General features: G+C 64.0%; 16 protein-coding genes. 4 read left to right on the forward strand and 12 right to left on the reverse strand.

The features are described from left to right. Window positions 1-40 precede the first annotated feature (40 nt). From ACE04A_RS05225 to ACE04A_RS05250, 6 genes are all read right to left on the reverse strand, one after another. Window positions 41-478 (reverse strand): PaaI family thioesterase, encoded by a 438-nt coding sequence (locus ACE04A_RS05225; RefSeq protein ID WP_279996903.1) that lies wholly within the window; start codon window positions 476-478, stop codon window positions 41-43. 15 nt (window positions 479-493) lie between these two features. Continuing rightward, window positions 494-1,384: a 3-hydroxyisobutyrate dehydrogenase gene (gene mmsB, locus ACE04A_RS05230; protein WP_485819912.1), complete on the reverse strand. Its 891-nt coding sequence runs from the start codon at window positions 1,382-1,384 to the stop codon at window positions 494-496. A gap of 78 nt (window positions 1,385-1,462) precedes the next feature. Continuing rightward, window positions 1,463-2,638: an enoyl-CoA hydratase/isomerase family protein gene (locus ACE04A_RS05235; RefSeq protein ID WP_485819913.1), complete on the reverse strand. Its 1,176-nt coding sequence runs from the start codon at window positions 2,636-2,638 to the stop codon at window positions 1,463-1,465. Beyond that, complete coding sequence (locus ACE04A_RS05240) at window positions 2,635-3,789, reverse strand: acyl-CoA dehydrogenase family protein (protein WP_485819914.1); 1,155 nt, start codon at window positions 3,787-3,789, stop codon at window positions 2,635-2,637. Before ACE04A_RS05240 ends, ACE04A_RS05235 begins: the two co-directional genes overlap by 4 nt. Window positions 3,790-4,010: 221 nt before the next feature. Continuing rightward, entirely contained in the window at window positions 4,011-4,358 is a 348-nt protein-coding gene (locus tag ACE04A_RS05245; protein ID WP_485819915.1) for an RnfH family protein, read from the reverse strand. Next, on the reverse strand, window positions 4,348-4,782 hold the full coding sequence (locus tag ACE04A_RS05250) for a type II toxin-antitoxin system RatA family toxin (protein WP_100855494.1): 435 nt from the start codon (window positions 4,780-4,782) through the stop codon (window positions 4,348-4,350). Before ACE04A_RS05250 ends, ACE04A_RS05245 begins: the two co-directional genes overlap by 11 nt. Window positions 4,783-4,891: 109 nt before the next feature. Here ACE04A_RS05250 and smpB point away from each other — a divergent pair, with 109 nt between their 5' ends. Further along, entirely contained in the window at window positions 4,892-5,365 is a 474-nt protein-coding gene (gene smpB, locus ACE04A_RS05255) for an SsrA-binding protein SmpB (protein ID WP_006219123.1), read from the forward strand. 71 nt (window positions 5,366-5,436) lie between these two features. Here smpB and ACE04A_RS05260 read toward each other — a convergent pair whose 3' ends face one another. From ACE04A_RS05260 to ACE04A_RS05270, 3 genes are all read right to left on the reverse strand, one after another. Next, a complete protein-coding gene (locus ACE04A_RS05260; RefSeq protein WP_438859156.1) occupies window positions 5,437-6,618 on the reverse strand; it encodes a GGDEF domain-containing protein in 1,182 nt (393 codons plus the stop codon). A gap of 25 nt (window positions 6,619-6,643) precedes the next feature. Beyond that, window positions 6,644-7,570: an SPFH domain-containing protein gene (locus ACE04A_RS05265; protein ID WP_100855492.1), complete on the reverse strand. Its 927-nt coding sequence runs from the start codon at window positions 7,568-7,570 to the stop codon at window positions 6,644-6,646. An 88-nt stretch (window positions 7,571-7,658) separates the two neighbouring features. Further along, window positions 7,659-8,096 carry an NfeD family protein gene (locus tag ACE04A_RS05270; RefSeq protein ID WP_279996900.1) on the reverse strand — a complete coding sequence of 146 codons (438 nt, stop codon included), beginning with the start codon at window positions 8,094-8,096 and terminating at the stop codon, window positions 7,659-7,661. A gap of 168 nt (window positions 8,097-8,264) precedes the next feature. Here ACE04A_RS05270 and ACE04A_RS05275 point away from each other — a divergent pair, with 168 nt between their 5' ends. Both ACE04A_RS05275 and ACE04A_RS05280 read left to right on the forward strand, forming a co-directional pair. After that, the gene (locus ACE04A_RS05275; RefSeq protein ID WP_100855490.1) at window positions 8,265-9,002 is read left to right on the forward strand and encodes a glutamine amidotransferase; all 738 of its coding nucleotides are present in this window, start codon (window positions 8,265-8,267) and stop codon (window positions 9,000-9,002) included. A gap of 94 nt (window positions 9,003-9,096) precedes the next feature. After that, entirely contained in the window at window positions 9,097-9,972 is an 876-nt protein-coding gene (locus ACE04A_RS05280) for a bifunctional transcriptional activator/DNA repair enzyme AdaA (protein WP_259248330.1), read from the forward strand. Window positions 9,973-10,068: 96 nt separating this feature from the next. Here the strand turns inward: ACE04A_RS05280 and ppsA are convergent, their stop codons facing one another. Beyond that, window positions 10,069-12,435 (reverse strand): phosphoenolpyruvate synthase, encoded by a 2,367-nt coding sequence (gene ppsA / locus ACE04A_RS05285; protein ID WP_050446543.1) that lies wholly within the window; start codon window positions 12,433-12,435, stop codon window positions 10,069-10,071. 180 nt (window positions 12,436-12,615) lie between these two features. Between ppsA and ppsR the strand changes: the two genes are divergently transcribed. Next, complete coding sequence (gene ppsR, locus ACE04A_RS05290; RefSeq protein ID WP_100855487.1) at window positions 12,616-13,443, forward strand: posphoenolpyruvate synthetase regulatory kinase/phosphorylase PpsR; 828 nt, start codon at window positions 12,616-12,618, stop codon at window positions 13,441-13,443. 29 nt (window positions 13,444-13,472) lie between these two features. Here the strand turns inward: ppsR and ACE04A_RS05295 are convergent, their stop codons facing one another. Together ACE04A_RS05295 and ACE04A_RS05300 are read right to left on the reverse strand one after the other, a co-directional pair. Continuing rightward, window positions 13,473-13,943 (reverse strand): DUF2846 domain-containing protein, encoded by a 471-nt coding sequence (locus tag ACE04A_RS05295; RefSeq protein WP_259248340.1) that lies wholly within the window; start codon window positions 13,941-13,943, stop codon window positions 13,473-13,475. Beyond that, window positions 13,940-14,368, reverse strand: coding sequence for a hypothetical protein (locus ACE04A_RS05300; RefSeq protein ID WP_448715794.1), 429 nt, complete (start codon window positions 14,366-14,368; stop codon window positions 13,940-13,942). The genes ACE04A_RS05295 and ACE04A_RS05300 overlap by 4 nt, the downstream gene beginning before the upstream one ends. Between the last annotated feature and the right edge of the window lie 87 nt (window positions 14,369-14,455).

The following is a 14,455-nucleotide window of genomic DNA, read 5'->3' on the forward strand; positions in this document are numbered from 1 at the left end:
CGCCCGCCCCGTCAAGGGCGAAACGCGGGGCGCGCCGGATTCATCGCGGCGTCACGCGCACCGCGGTGAGCAAGCCTATCACGCAAAGCGTGGCCTGCTCACCGTCATAGGCGTGCACTTCAACCTGGCAGATGGACAAACGCTTGCCAGGCTTGACGACGCGGCCGCTGGCCACATAGCGGTCGCCCTTGGCGGGCGCCAGGAAGTTCATCTTGAACTCCGAGGTCAGCACGTCTTCGCCCGGCCCAAACAGCGTGTAGGCGGCATAACCGCCCGCGCTGTCGGCGATCGTGGTGGAAATGCCGGCGTGCAGAAAGCCGTTTTGCTGGCAGAGATCAGCCCGGTAAGGCAGCACGATGTCCACCCTGCCCGGCTCCACCACGTCCAGCGCGGCGCCCAGCAAGCGCATGACGCTTTGCCGGTCGAAGCTGGCCTTGACCCGCGCGGCGGGGTCAGTCGGCGCCTGGGGTTCGCTCATTGTTGTGCGCTCATCTCAGTCTTGCTCGCGCTTGACCAGGTTGACGATGCTGGAGAAGTCCAGCTTGCCCGAGCCGCCCGAGCTGTGCAGCGAATACAGGTTGCGCGCCAGTTCTCCCAGCGGAATGGACGCGCGTGCCGACAGCGCCGCTTCAGCGGCCAGGCCCAGGTCCTTCAACATCAGGTCCACGCCGAAGCCGCCGGCATAGCCCTTGGAGGCGGGTGCGTGATCCATTACGCCCGGCCACGGGTTGTAGAGTTCGGTGGCCCAGTTGCGGCCCGAGCTCTTGGCGATGATGTCGGACAGCACCTTCGGATCCAGCCCGTTGGCCACGCCCAGCGCCAGCGCTTCGGACGTACCGGCCATCAGAATGCCCAAGAGCATGTTGTTGCAGATCTTGGCCACTTGGCCCGCGCCCGCCGGGCCGGCGTGGAAAATGTTCTTGCCCATTTTCTCGAGCACGGGGCGCGCGCGCGCCAGCGCTTCCGCCTGCCCGCCAACGATGAAGGTCAACGTACCCGCTGCCGCGCCGCCGGTGCCACCCGAGACGGGCGCGTCGATCATGGTGATGCCGCGCACCTCGGCAGCCTGCGCCACCTTGCGCGCCGAATCCGGCGCGATGGTGCTGCATTCGATGACCAGCGCGCTGGACGAGATCTTGCCCAGCAGGTCTTCGCCCAGGTACAGCCCTTCCACGTGCTTGCTGGCCGGCAGCATGGACACGACGACGTCGGCGCCCTTGACGGCTTCCGACGCCGAAGCGGCGGCGCGCGCACCGGCATCGGTCAACAACTTGACGGCTGCCGGGACCAGGTCAAAGACGGTGAGGTCATGGCCGGCCTTGACCAGATTCAATGCCATGGGCGCGCCCATGTTGCCCAAACCGATAAACGCGATACTGCTCATGATGTTTTGTCTCCTGTTGCTATTGCTATAGGTATGGATTCATCGTGACCTGCATGACGGGTGCCGGGGCTATATGCGTCAGCGCCCTTCCTGGCCCAGATCGGCCAACGGATGCGCCTCGCCCTCGGGCCAGGGTTCTTCGAAAAACTTCTGTACCCAGGCGTCGGTGGCCATATCCATGACGGCGGGATTCCAGCGTGGATTCTTGTCCTTGTCGATCAGCAAGGCGCGAATGCCTTCGGCGAAATCGCCATGGGCGGTGCATGCCAGCGCGGCGATGTACTCGGTACGGAACACGTCGTCCAGCGAGCGCAGACGCGTACGTTGCTGCAAGGCGAAAGCCAGGCGCACCGAACCCGGCGAACCGGCCAGCATGGTGGATGCCGCGCGCGCCAGCCAGGGGTCGGCGTGATCTTTCAGCAGCGCCAGTTCTTCGTAGATCTCGTCCAGGCGGTTGCCGTTGCACAGGTTGTTGATCAGGAAGGAATGCTGGCGCAGATGGCCGGGGTCCAGCGGCGTCTGCGGCTCCAGCGCGGGCAACGCGCGGCGCAGCAGTCCGTCATTGATAGACCGCGGCGCCAAGGCTTCTTCCGATGCGCCCGCCGCCAGCCCGGCCCAGGGCTGCTCTTCCAGCGACGCCAGCAACTTGGGCCAGTCCGCGTGATTCAGGCGGAAGTCCGCCAGGCCCGCGAAGAAGGCGTCTGCCGTATTCATCTGGGCGCCGGTCAGCGCCAGGAACAGGCCAATGCGGCCCGGCATGCGGTTCAGCAGCCAACTGCCGCCCACGTCCGGAAACAGGCCGATCGACACTTCCGGCATCGCCAACCGCGAACTTTCGCTGACCACGCGATGGCTGGCGCCCATCATCAAACCGATGCCGCCGCCCATGACGATGCCATGGCCCCAGCACAGCACGGGCTTCGGGTAGGTATGGATGCGGTAGTCCAGGCGGTACTCGTGCTCGAAGAAGCGGCGCGCGTAGGCGTTGCTCCAGCCACTCTTGCCGGGGTTCTCGCCCATGCTGCGGTACAGGCCGTGCAGGTCGCCGCCCGCGCAGAACGCCTTTTCGCCAGCGCCTTGCAACACCACCAGCGCCACGCCGGGGTCTCGCGCCCATTCGTCCAGGCGCGCCGCCAGCAAGTCCACCATTTCCAGCGACAAGCCGTTCAGCGTCTGCGGCGCGTTCAGCGTTGCAATGCCGAACCGCACGCCATTCGTGGCGCTTCTCTCTTCGAACAACACCGGTGCATTCATCTTATGTCGGCTCCTTTTTCCAACAATTGGCGGGCAATGATCACGCGCATGATCTCGTTGGTGCCCTCCAGAATCTGATGAACGCGAGTATCGCGCACCAAGCGCTCCAAGGGATAGTCCTTCAAGTAGCCGTAGCCGCCGTGTATCTGTTGCGCATCCAGGCAGATCTGAAAGCCCATGTCGGTGGCGAAGCGCTTGGCCATGGCGCAATAGGTGGCCGCATCCGGCGCGCCGGCATCCAGCTTGCACGCGGCCAGGCGCACCATCTGGCGTGCCGCGACCAGGTGGGTAGCCATGTCCGCCAGCTTGAATTGCAGGGCCTGGAATTCCGCCAGGCGGCGGTTGAACTGGCGGCGTTCGTCCATGTAGCGGCGCGCGGCGTCCAGCGCGCCCTGGGCCGCGCCCACCGAGCAGGTGCCGATATTGATGCGGCCGCCGTCCAGCCCTTTCATGGCGATCTTGAAGCCTTCGCCTTCCTGGCCCAGCAGGTTGCCGGCCGGCACGCGCACGTTCTCGAACGTGATGGGGCGCGTGGACTGGCTGTTCCAGCCCATTTTTTCTTCCTTGCGACCGTAGCTGATACCCGGGGTGTCGGCGGGCACCGCGAATGCGCTGATGCCGCTTGCGCCTTCGCCGCCGGTACGCGCCATGACCACCAGCAGGTCGGTGTCGCCCCCGCCCGAAATAAAGGCCTTGGCGCCGTTCAGCACGTAATCGTCACCATCGCGCTGCGCGCGCGTGGACAGGGACGCGGCGTCGGACCCCGCGCCGGGTTCGGTCAGGCAGTACGACGCCAGTTTCTGGCCGCTGGCCAACAACGGGCCCCAGGCCTCGCGCAAGGCGGGTTGCCCCCATTTGCCGACCATCCAGGTCGCCATGTTGTGGATGGTCAGGAAGGCCGTGGTCGACGGGTCCACCGCGGCCATTTCCTCGAACACCAGGGTGGCGTCCAGGCGCGGCAGGCCCAGGCCGCCGATGTCTTCGCTGGCATAGATGGCGCAAAAGCCCATCTCGCCCGCCCGCGCGAAGGCCTCGCAGGGAAAGATGCCCTCGGCGTCCCAGCGCGCGGCATGGGGGGCCAGTTCACCCTCTGCGTAGTCGCGGGCGGCCTGCGCAAACGCGCGCTGCTCGTCGGTCAGTTCCAAGTCCACAGCCTGTCTCCTGATGGTGTCGGTGTTATCTGTTGGCGTTGCGGGTGGTCTCGTGAACGCCCGCCGGTCGATTTTGGCATGACGTTAACGTAAACGTAAATATGAAACCGCGTTTATGTTACGCCCGATGGCCGGGCGGGATTTGTCTTATTGATGACAATGTCAGCCAGGGCGGACCGCCCACGCGCGTGGGCAGCGCCGGGCCAATTACAGCAGCCCGATTACAGCAAGCCGGCAGGCCGCACCCGGCCGTTCTTGGCCGTCTTGGCGCGCCGGTGTTCGGCGCGGCGGCGGCGCGATTCCTTCGGGTCGAAGCTCAGGCCGCGATAGATTTCAACGCGGTCCCCCTCGGCCAACCTGGACTGCGGTTCGGTGGCCTTGCCGAAAAACCCCACGCCCCGCTCCCAGGGCTGCACCACGGGAAACGCCTGCGCGAACCCGCTGGCCGCCAACGCGTCGGACACGGTGGCGCCCTCGGGCACGCGCAGTTCGCGCAGCCACACGTGGCCCGGCAAGGCATAGCAGACGCTGACGTTGATCAGCGCGGCCACGGAGGGCTCATTCGCCATACTTGGCCTGCGCCCGCTTGGTGAAGGAATCAATGAAGCTGGTGGCGATACGGTTGAAGACGGGCCCCACCACCATTTCCAGCGCACGGTTCGAAAATGCGTACTCCATGGTGAACAGGACCTTGCAGGCGTCTTCCGCCAAGGGTTGGAATTCCCAATGCCCGATCAGGCTGGAAAAAGGCCCATCCACCAGTTCCAGGTCGATCCGGTCGGGATAGACGTGGGTGTTGCGCGTGGTGAAGCGCTGCTTCATGCCCGCAAAACTGATCAGGATAGAGGCCTGCATGCCGTGTTCATCGCGGCTTTGCACCTCGGCCCCGCCGCACCACGGCATGAACTCGGGGTACTTCTCCACGTCGGCAACCAGGTCGAACATCTGGGCGGCGCTGTAAGGCACCAGGACGGATCGTTGTACTTTGTGCATCGACTATCGCAAATGGCTAGAATGGCAAGATTTTACCGGCACCGCGCACCATGAGCCTAATGAGGCGCTTCGCAGCGAGCAAATTGGCGTTATCAGCAAAAAAGGCGTTATGAGCATTATCGACAACCGCAAGGCCTCGCACGACTATTTCATTGAAGACCGCTACGAAGCCGGCCTTGTCCTGCAAGGCTGGGAAGTCAAAGCGATCCGTGACGGCCGCGTGCAGCTAAAGGAAAGCTACGTCATCGTACGCGATGGCGAACTGTACCTGCTGGGCATGCACGTCAGCCCGCTGCCCACCGCCTCCACCCATATCCACCCCGACGCCATGCGCACGCGCAAGCTGCTGCTCAAGGCCGAGGAAATCAGCAAGCTCATCGGCAAGGTCGAGCAGCGCGGCTACACGCTGGTGCCGCTGAACCTGCACTACAAGAACGGGCGCATCAAGCTGGACTTCGCGCTGGGCCGTGGCAAGAAGCTGTTCGACAAGCGCGATACCGCGCGCGAAAAAGACTGGCAGCGTGAAAAAGAACGCATCATGAAGCACGACACGCGCGCCCCGCGTAAAGACAAAGACGATTGAACCAGTCAGGTTGAACGAGGGCGGTTGAACGAGTCCGCCTCAACAAGGGCGTTTGAACCAGGGCGATCGGTTCAGGCCGCCGCCGGCAAACGGTCGGCCGGCTCGCCCGGCCCGACGATGCGGTTGCGCCCCGCCTCCTTGGCTCTATAAAGCTTGCGGTCGGCGCGTTCAAAAAACACCTGCAAGTTTTCGCCGGGCACCCATTCGGCCACGCCCGCACTGAACGTATAGGAAATGGTGCTGCCGCCATGCGCGCAAGGCGTGCGCCGCACGGAATCCAGCAGCCGGGCCGCCACGTCCATGACCGCGTCACCGCGCATGTCCGGAAACAACACGCCGAACTCCTCGCCGCCCACGCGGCCGACATGGTCACCCGTGCGCAACGTGGCTGTGGCCAGCAAGCCGAAATGGCGCAGCACGGCGTCGCCCGCCACGTGGCCATGCGTGTCGTTGATGCGCTTGAAATAATCGACATCCAGCAGCAGCAAGGTCAAGGGACGGCGCGTGCGCAGCGCCTGCGCGCAATAGCGCTCGGCCTGCATCCACCACGCCTTGCGCGACATCAACCCCGTCAGGAAGTCCGTGTTCGCCTCTTGCTCGCGGTCCGCCAGCATGCGGTCGTGGATGATCATGATGGTGCCCAACGTCAGGCAAGGCATGATCAGCACGCCCAGAGTCAGGAAGGCGATGTTCCAGGCGCTGGGTTCCAGCAACGGCAGCGGCAGCGCCAGGTCCAGCAGATAGACCGCGGCCCGCAACGCGCAAAGCGCCGCGGAAATAACCGACACCGCCCACACGAAGCGGTAGCTGTAGCGAGAACGGTGCGACGGCATGTTGCGCTGGACCGTGACGGCCACCGCCAGCAGAAAGCCCATTTGCAGCAGCGACATCACCACGATGCGTGGCCCGACCCGCCAATCCACATAGGTGTAGGCCAGCAACACCACCAGCGCCAGCAGGCAAGCCAGCGTCATCAGGTGCTTGGGCACGCTTAAGCCCAACAGCCGCCGCACGCCCGAGTAATACGAGAACAACGCAAGCCCGACCGCCGCGTTCGGCACCACCACCGACAACCACCAGGGCGCCGACGTGTTCTGAAGCGCAAACGTAAAAAACGCCAACAGCGTGAGCAAGTTGGCGCGTATGGTTTCGCGGATGCCGGCCATGCCGCTGCGAGCCAGCGACCCCAGCACGCAGAGCGATAGCACCCCCGCCAGTGCTGCTATCAAAAGCAAATTAACGGGAGCGATCATGGGCGGCGCGCCGCGAAGCGCGGGGTCAGGTGTTGCGCGTGGCTTTCACGATGGTCATGGCCGAGGCGATCATGCCGCCCACGTCCGACATATTGGCCGGCAGGATCAGCGTGTTGCCTTCCTTAGCCACATTGGCGAACGCTTCGACGTAGCGCTCGGCCACCTTCAGGTTGACGGCTTCCATGCCGCCCGGCTGACGCACGGCGTCGGCCACCTGCGTAATCGCCTTGGCGGTGGCTTCGGCAATGGCCAGCACCGCGGCGGCCTCACCTTGCGCCTGGTTGATCTGCGCCTGCTTCTCGCCTTCCGAACGGGCGATGGCGGCTTCGCGTTCGCCGGTGGCGATGTTGATCTGTTCCTGGCGGCGGCCTTCCGAGGCCGCGATCAGCGCGCGCTTTTCACGTTCGGCGGTAATTTGCGCCTGCATCGAACGCAGGATCTCGTTGGGCGGCGTCAAGTCCTTGATCTCGTAGCGCAGCACCTTCACGCCCCAGTTCAGCGCGGCTTCGTCCAGCGACGACACGATGTTGCTGTTGATGGAATCGCGCTCTTCAAAGGTGCGGTCCAGTTCCATCTTGCCGATGACCGAACGCAAGGTGGTTTGCGCCAACTGCGTGATGGCCGAGATGTAGTTCGACGAACCGTACGACGCGCGCATCGGGTCGGTCACCTGGAAGTACAGCACGCCATCCACCTGCAATTGCGTGTTGTCGCGCGTGATGCAAACCTGGCTGGGCACGTCCAGCGGAATTTCCTTCAGCGAATGCTTGTAGGACACGCGCTCGATGAAGGGGATGACAAAGCCCGCGCCGGGCGACAGTACGCGGTCGAACTTACCCAGGCGCTCGACCACCCAAGCATGCTGTTGGGGCACGATGGCAATCGACTTGATGACGATCAGGACCGCCAGCGCGACAACAACGAGCAGGACGATAGTGGATGTATCGATCATGATTTGGAACCTCTTCTGGAGTAAATGCGATGGCGCTCCGGCCGGTGACCTGGAACGCCTTGCGGACCGCGCATGGCGCGATCCGGTTCTACCTAGCCGTACCCGGCGCGCCCAGGGGCGTCAGCACCAGGGTCGAGCCGCGCAGTTCGGTAATGATGTATTCGCCGGCGGTGGGCGTTTGCCCCGGCGCCAGTTCGGCCTGCCAATGGGCGCCGCGATACCAGACGCGGGTGGTGCCGTGTTCGGACCAGGACTCCACCGAAACCGTCTGGCCGATATCCAGATTCACGTCGGCGTTGCGCGCGGAATTGACTTCACGTTTTTTCAGCACACGCGTCTTGCGCAACACCAGCAAGCCCAGCAGCAACACCACGCCGCACGCCACCAATTGCCATTCCAGGCCACTGCCGAACCAGGCGGCGGCCCCGGCGGCTGCCAGGCCCAAGGCCACCAGCAGCAGATAGAAAGTACCCGTCGCCAATTCCCCAATAAGGGCCAGCGCGGCCAGTCCCAGCCAGATCCACATAGTTGTAATGCCGCCCGAAAGGATGAGTCGTGTGCGGATTGTACGTATTTCCGGGACGCAACGGTAAGGCAGCCGCCATCAAGAAAGTTTGCGCTGGATTATGATGTGCCCTGACGCGCCGATCCCACCCGGATTGCCCGCGTCGGCCTATTCCAAGCACACCTATCCATGACCGCTGCAATATCCCCTGCCCTGCCCGTCTTGATCCTGCACACCGGCGATCCGGAAGACATGCTTAAAAGCCAGTTCGGCGGCTATGCCGAACAATTGAAAGAAGCGGCCGGACTGGCCGCCGACGCCGTCGAAATCGTCTCCGTACACGAGGGCCAGCGGCCCCAGCCCCCCGCCCACTACCGCGCCGCGCTGATCACGGGTTCGCCCGCCATGGTCACGGACAAGGAACCCTGGAGCGAAGACACCGCCGCCTGGCTGCGCGACGCCGCTGCCGCTGAACTACCCATGTTCGGCGTGTGCTACGGCCACCAGTTGCTGGCGTATGCGCTGGGCGGCAAGGTGGGCTACAACCCGGCGGGCCGCGAAGTCGGCACGCAAACCGTCGAACTGCTGCCCACCGCCTCCGGCGACAAGCTGCTGGCCGGCCTGCCCCGCACCTTCCCCGCGCAAATGCTGCATGCCCAGACCGTGCTGCAACCGCCCCCCGGCTCGGCCGTGCTGGCTCGCTCGGACCTGGACGAGCACCAGATGATCCGCATCGGCCGCAACGTCTTTTCCACCCAGTTCCATCCCGAATTCGGCCCTGATTTTGTGCGCGCCCACCTGGACCGCTACAGTCGCCGTTACGCCGCTGAAAACCTGGACATGCCCGACTTGACGGCAAACGTGCGTGCGACCCCCGTGGCGGGCGGGCTGCTGCGCCGTTTCCTGGACGCCTACGCGCCCGCCTGAACGGCCGCGCGCAACATCCGGAGTGCGGGGCTGGACGGCACCTGAGACCATGAACCTAAAGCGCAATCCATTACGCGCATGTCAGGAGTCATCGATGAGCCCCGCCGCAGCCCCCTCGAGCACACAGCAAGCCACCGCCGCCTTGTTAAGCAAGCAACACGCCAGCGTGGTCGAACGCGCCTGCCGCGCCCTGGAGGCCGAGCAGCCGCCCGACCTGACCACGCTGGCCGAACAGGCCGGCATGAGCCGCTTTCACTTTCACCGCGTCTTCAAGGCGGCCACGGGGATTACGCCCAAGGCCTACGCCAACGCGCTGCGCGCCGCCCGGGCGCGCCAACAACTGGAAAGCAGCGCCAGCGTCACCGACGCCATGTACGACGCCGGCTTCAACTCCAGCGGACGGTTCTACGAAGCCGCCCCCGCCATCCTGGGCATGACCCCCACCGCCTTTCGAAAGAACGGCGCGGGCATCGACATCCGTTTCGCCGTGGCGCAATGTTCGCTGGGCGCGCTGTTGGTGGCGGCCACGGGCACGGGCATCTGCGACATATCGCTGGACGCCGACCCCGAACAATTGGTTCGCAACCTGCAAGACCGCTTCAAGGCCGCGCGCCTGATCGGCGCGGACGCTGAATTTGAAACCTGGGTGGCCGCCGTGGTGAGCTTCGTCGAAGACCCGTCGCGCGGGCTGGACCTGCCGCTGGACGTGCGCGGCACCGCCTTTCAGCGCCGTGTGTGGGAAGCGCTGCGCGACATTCCGGTGGGCACGACGGCCACGTACACGCAGGTGGCCGAACGCATCGGCGCGCCCCGCGCCGTACGCGCGGTGGCCCGCGCCTGCGCCACCAACAACATCGCCCTGGCCATTCCGTGCCACCGCGTGGTGCGCACCGACGGGTCGATGGCGGGTTACCGCTGGGGCATCGACCGCAAGCGCGAATTGATCGCGCGTGAATTGAAAGCGGCCTAGTACACGCCCGCTCTTCGCGCCCCGTTCTCCGCGCCCACAAGCAAAAACCCCGCGTCCTGATCGGACGCGGGGTTTTTTGTTGGAACCGCCAGCCGCTTATTGCTTGGCCAGGCGCTGCCAGGTGTCGACAACGGTATCCGGGTTGAGCGACATCGACAGGATGCCCTCGTCCTTCAACCATTGCGCGAAGTCCGGGTGGTCGCTGGGGCCTTGGCCGCAGATACCCACGTACTTGTTGGCGGCAAGGCAAGCCTTGATCGCGCGGCGCAGCATGAACTTCACGGCTTCGTCGCGTTCGTCGAAGTCGGCGGCCAAGAGCTCCATGCCGGAATCGCGGTCCAGACCCAGGGTGAGCTGGGTCATGTCGTTGGAACCGATCGAGAAGCCGTCGAAGAATTGCAGGAATTCGTCGGCCAGGATGGCGTTGGACGGCACTTCGCACATCATGATCAGCTTCAGGCCATTTTCACCGCGAGCCAGGCCGTGCTTGGCCAGCAGGTTCACAACCTTTTCGGCCTGACCCAGCGTGCGCACGAACGGCACCATGATTTCAACGTTGGTCAGGCCCATGTCGTCGCGGACCTTCTTCAGCGCTTCGCATTCCATGCGGAAGCACTCGGCGAAGTCCTCGGCGATGTAGCGCGATGCGCCACGGAAGCCCAGCATGGGGTTCTCTTCCTCGGGCTCGTAGCGCGAACCGCCCACCAGCTTGCGGTATTCGTTGGACTTGAAGTCCGACATGCGCACGATGACCGGCTTGGGGTAGAACGCGGCGGCAATCGTCGCCACGCCTTCCGCCATCTTCTCGACGAAGAACGCACGCGGGCTGGCGTGCCCACGGGCGGCCGATTCCACGGCCTTCTTCAGTTCGCCGTCCACGTTCGGGTAGTCCAGGACTGCCTTCGGGTGGATGCCGATGTTGTTGTTGATGATGAATTCCAGGCGCGCCAGACCGACGCCGCCGTTTGGAATCTGCGCGAAGTCGAACGCCAGTTGCGGGTTGCCCACGTTCATCATGATCTTCAGATCGATGGCGGGCATTTCGCCGCGGCGCACTTCTTCCACTTCGGTTTCGATCAGGCCGTCATAGATGCGGCCTTCGTCGCCTTCCGCGCAAGACACGGTCACGGCCTGGCCTTCCTTCAGCAGGTCGGTGGCGTTACCGCAACCCACCACCGCCGGAATGCCCAGTTCGCGCGCGATGATCGCGGCGTGGCAGGTACGCCCGCCACGGTTCGTCACGATGGCCGCGGCACGCTTCATCACGGGTTCCCAGTTGGGATCCGTCATGTCGGTGACCAGCACGTCGCCCGGCTGGACCTTGTCCATGTCGGAGATGTCGCCCACGACGCGGACGGGGCCGGCGCCGATCTTCTGGCCGATTGCGCGGCCGGTGATCAGGACCTGGCCGGTAGCCTTCAGGCGGTAGCGTTGCTGCACATCGTTCACGCCCTGCTGCGACTTCACCGTTTCCGGGCGCGCTTGCAGGATGTAGATCTTGCCGTCGACACCATCACGGCCCCATTCGATGTCCATCGGGCGCTTGTAGTGCTGTTCGATGATGACGGCGTAGCGGGCCAGTTCATTGACCTCGTCGTCGGTCAGCGAATAGCGGTTGCGCTCGGACACGGGCACGTCCACGGTACGCACGGCGCGGCCTTCCGGACGCTCGGGGTCGAATTCCATCTTGATCAGCTTGGAGCCGATGCGGCGGCCAACGATGGGGAACTTGCCTTGGGCCAGCGTGGGCTTGAAGACGTAGAACTCGTCGGGGTTGACCGCGCCTTGCACCACGGTTTCGCCCAGGCCGTACGACGACGTGATGAACACGACGTCTTCAAAGCCGGATTCGGTGTCGATGGTGAACATGACGCCGGCGCTGCCCTTGTCGGAACGCACCATGCGCTGGATGCCGGCCGACAGGGCCACATCGGCGTGGGCGTAGCCCTTGTGCACGCGATAGGAGATGGCGCGGTCGTTGTACAGCGACGCGAACACGTGGCGGATCTTGTCCAGCACGTCGTCGATGCCCACGACGTTCAGGAAGGTTTCCTGCTGGCCGGCGAAGGACGCGTCGGGCAGGTCTTCCGCCGTGGCGGACGAGCGCACGGCAAACGAGCCCTTGCCGTCAGCGTCGAGCTTGGCAAAGGCTGCACGGATTTGTGCTTCGAATTCAGCCGAGAACGGCGCTTCGACGATCCATTGGCGGATCTGCGCGCCGGCGTTGGCCAGCTCGCGCACGTCTTCGGGGTTCAGCGTGGTCAGGCGTTCAGCAATGCGCTGATCCAGGCCCGAGGCCTTCAGGAAATCGCGGAAGGCGTCGGCGGTCGTGGCAAAGCCGCCCGGTACGCGGACACCCGCGCCAGACAGCTGGCTGATCATTTCGCCTAGTGATGCGTTCTTGCCTCCTACCGAGTCCACGTCCGTCATGCGGAGCTGCTCGAACAAAACAACATACGACATTGAAGTCACCTTTTACAATGGAATGAAAGCGAGTTAGGTCAAAGCACGAATCGGCGGAAATTTCCGCTTTTTCACACGCTGACCAAACTGGCCTTGGACCGCCCTTGGGGTGACTTATAGGGGCCTGATTGTACTCGGTGGAGTACCCTCGGCTATCTGACTGGTTGGAATTTTTTACACATGACATCTACCCCGATCGCACGCACGGTATACATCGTTTCCGACAGTACCGGCATCACCGCCGAGACCTTCAGCCAGTCGGTGCTGTCGCAGTTCGAAGAGGTGGAATTCAAGCCTATCCGACTGCCTTTTGTCGACACGCTTGAGAAGGCGGCCGAGGTCGCCATGCGCATCGACCGCAGCGCGCTTGAAGCCGGCGTGCCGCCCATTGTGTTCAGCACCTTGGTCAACCCCGAGATCCTGGCGCGTGTTCGCCAGGCGAACGGCATTTTCATGGACCTGTTCGGTACCTTCGTCAGCCATATTGAACAGGCGCTGGGCTTGAAGTCCAGCCATTCCATCGGCCGCTCGCACATGCAGGCCAATTCGGAAAAATACCGCAACCGCATCGACGCCATCAACTTCAGCCTGGCGCATGACGACGGCCAGTTCGTCAATCAACTGGACCAGGCCGACGTCATTCTGGTGGGCGTGTCCCGCTGTGGCAAGACGCCCACCAGCCTGTACCTGGCCATGCAATACGCCATCAAGGCGGCCAACTTCCCGCTGACGCCCGATGACTTCGAGCGCGGCACCCTGCCCTCGACCATCGCGCCGCACCGCGGCAAGCTGTTTGGGCTGTCCATCCAGCCCGAACGCCTGGCCGAAGTCCGCAACGAACGCCGCCCCAACAGCCGCTATTCGCAACTTGAGCAGTGCCGTTACGAAGTGGCGGAAGCTGAACGGATGATGCGCCGCGAAGGCATTTCGTGGCTGTCCAGCACCACCAAGTCGATCGAAGAGATCGCCACGACGGTGCTGCAGGAAGTGGGGCTGGATCGGGGCTGAACGGGTGAGCGGGCTGCCCGCTCATCGCCTTACAGGCCTGGCACTCGCTCGGGGCTGGCGGCCCCCCAATAGTGCAGGCCGCGCATTTCGTTTTCCGCCAATTCGGGCGGATCAACCAAGTGCATCGACAAATTGCCCACGGCTCCCGTGGCGCCATACACCTCGGCCATGACCCGGATATAGCGCGTCTGGCCGGGGTCCAGCATGAAGCTCACGCCGTCGCCGGTCCAGTACAGGTTGGTGACGACGTAGCTGCCGGCAGGCCGATCAACAAAGAAAAAGGCGCCCGGCTTGTTGCGCCCGACCACTTCGCCATTGACGCGCATCTTCTGCTGCGCGGCTGCCAGATTGGTCGGCTGCGGCTGATAGAAATAGATGCGGCCATTACCCTGCGCGATAGGCGGGATGCTGCCTTGCAGCGCTTCGTACTTGCCCCCGGCGCAACCCGCCAGCACGGTCACGATGGCGGCTGCCGCCAAGCCCTTGAACCACGATTTCATTGACGCATCTCCACGGGCAAAGTCACAGGACGGGTAAGCGGCAGGTATGCGCTTTCGCCCGGCAAGTAAAAACCGAGCAGTCGGCCGGACGAGGCAACCAGATAGGCCTCGCCCTGACGCCGGGTTTGAATCGTGAACAAGCCGTCCTGGGCGCGGTAGACGTCGCCCTGCGGCAAGGCGCCCACACGGCGCCATTGCGAGCCCGACCGCAGCGTTACGCTGCTTTCGTTTGGCAACGACGCAATGACCATCCTGGACAGTTGAATCGTGTAGACGGGGTCTGCCGCCGCCACGGGAACCATGCCGATCTTCTGCGTGCTGACCGACATGCATCCCGCCAGCGCGACGACGCAAGACGCCAGCATCAAGCCTTGCGCCCCACGCGCAAAGCGCGCACGAAATCTATGAAACAGCGATGACGCCATAGCCACCTCGGATTTGCAAAGCGTGAAGTATATGAGTACGACAGACTTTTACAAAACATGCCGCCTCGCGACAGTTTCCGTAACGGC

It is taken from the genome of Achromobacter colocynthidis, assembly GCF_057334535.1.

What these genes read in the sequence shown, in the direction of transcription:
- ppsR (WP_100855487.1), top strand. Translation starts at nt 12,616, where the DNA reads ATGACATCTACCCCGATCGCACGCACGGTATACATCGTTTCCGACAGT.
- ACE04A_RS05235 (WP_485819913.1), bottom strand. Translation starts at nt 2,638, where the DNA reads ATGAATGCACCGGTGTTGTTCGAAGAGAGAAGCGCCACGAATGGCGTG.
- ACE04A_RS05270 (WP_279996900.1), bottom strand. Translation starts at nt 8,096, where the DNA reads ATGTGGATCTGGCTGGGACTGGCCGCGCTGGCCCTTATTGGGGAATTG.
- ACE04A_RS05265 (WP_100855492.1), bottom strand. Translation starts at nt 7,570, where the DNA reads ATGATCGATACATCCACTATCGTCCTGCTCGTTGTTGTCGCGCTGGCG.
- mmsB (WP_485819912.1), bottom strand. Translation starts at nt 1,384, where the DNA reads ATGAGCAGTATCGCGTTTATCGGTTTGGGCAACATGGGCGCGCCCATG.
- smpB (WP_006219123.1), top strand. Translation starts at nt 4,892, where the DNA reads ATGAGCATTATCGACAACCGCAAGGCCTCGCACGACTATTTCATTGAA.
- ppsA (WP_050446543.1), bottom strand. Translation starts at nt 12,435, where the DNA reads ATGTCGTATGTTGTTTTGTTCGAGCAGCTCCGCATGACGGACGTGGAC.
- ACE04A_RS05280 (WP_259248330.1), top strand. Translation starts at nt 9,097, where the DNA reads ATGAGCCCCGCCGCAGCCCCCTCGAGCACACAGCAAGCCACCGCCGCC.
- ACE04A_RS05300 (WP_448715794.1), bottom strand. Translation starts at nt 14,368, where the DNA reads ATGGCGTCATCGCTGTTTCATAGATTTCGTGCGCGCTTTGCGCGTGGG.
- ACE04A_RS05295 (WP_259248340.1), bottom strand. Translation starts at nt 13,943, where the DNA reads ATGAAATCGTGGTTCAAGGGCTTGGCGGCAGCCGCCATCGTGACCGTG.
- ACE04A_RS05245 (WP_485819915.1), bottom strand. Translation starts at nt 4,358, where the DNA reads ATGGCGAATGAGCCCTCCGTGGCCGCGCTGATCAACGTCAGCGTCTGC.
- ACE04A_RS05250 (WP_100855494.1), bottom strand. Translation starts at nt 4,782, where the DNA reads ATGCACAAAGTACAACGATCCGTCCTGGTGCCTTACAGCGCCGCCCAG.
- ACE04A_RS05260 (WP_438859156.1), bottom strand. Translation starts at nt 6,618, where the DNA reads ATGATCGCTCCCGTTAATTTGCTTTTGATAGCAGCACTGGCGGGGGTG.
- ACE04A_RS05275 (WP_100855490.1), top strand. Translation starts at nt 8,265, where the DNA reads ATGACCGCTGCAATATCCCCTGCCCTGCCCGTCTTGATCCTGCACACC.
- ACE04A_RS05225 (WP_279996903.1), bottom strand. Translation starts at nt 478, where the DNA reads ATGAGCGAACCCCAGGCGCCGACTGACCCCGCCGCGCGGGTCAAGGCC.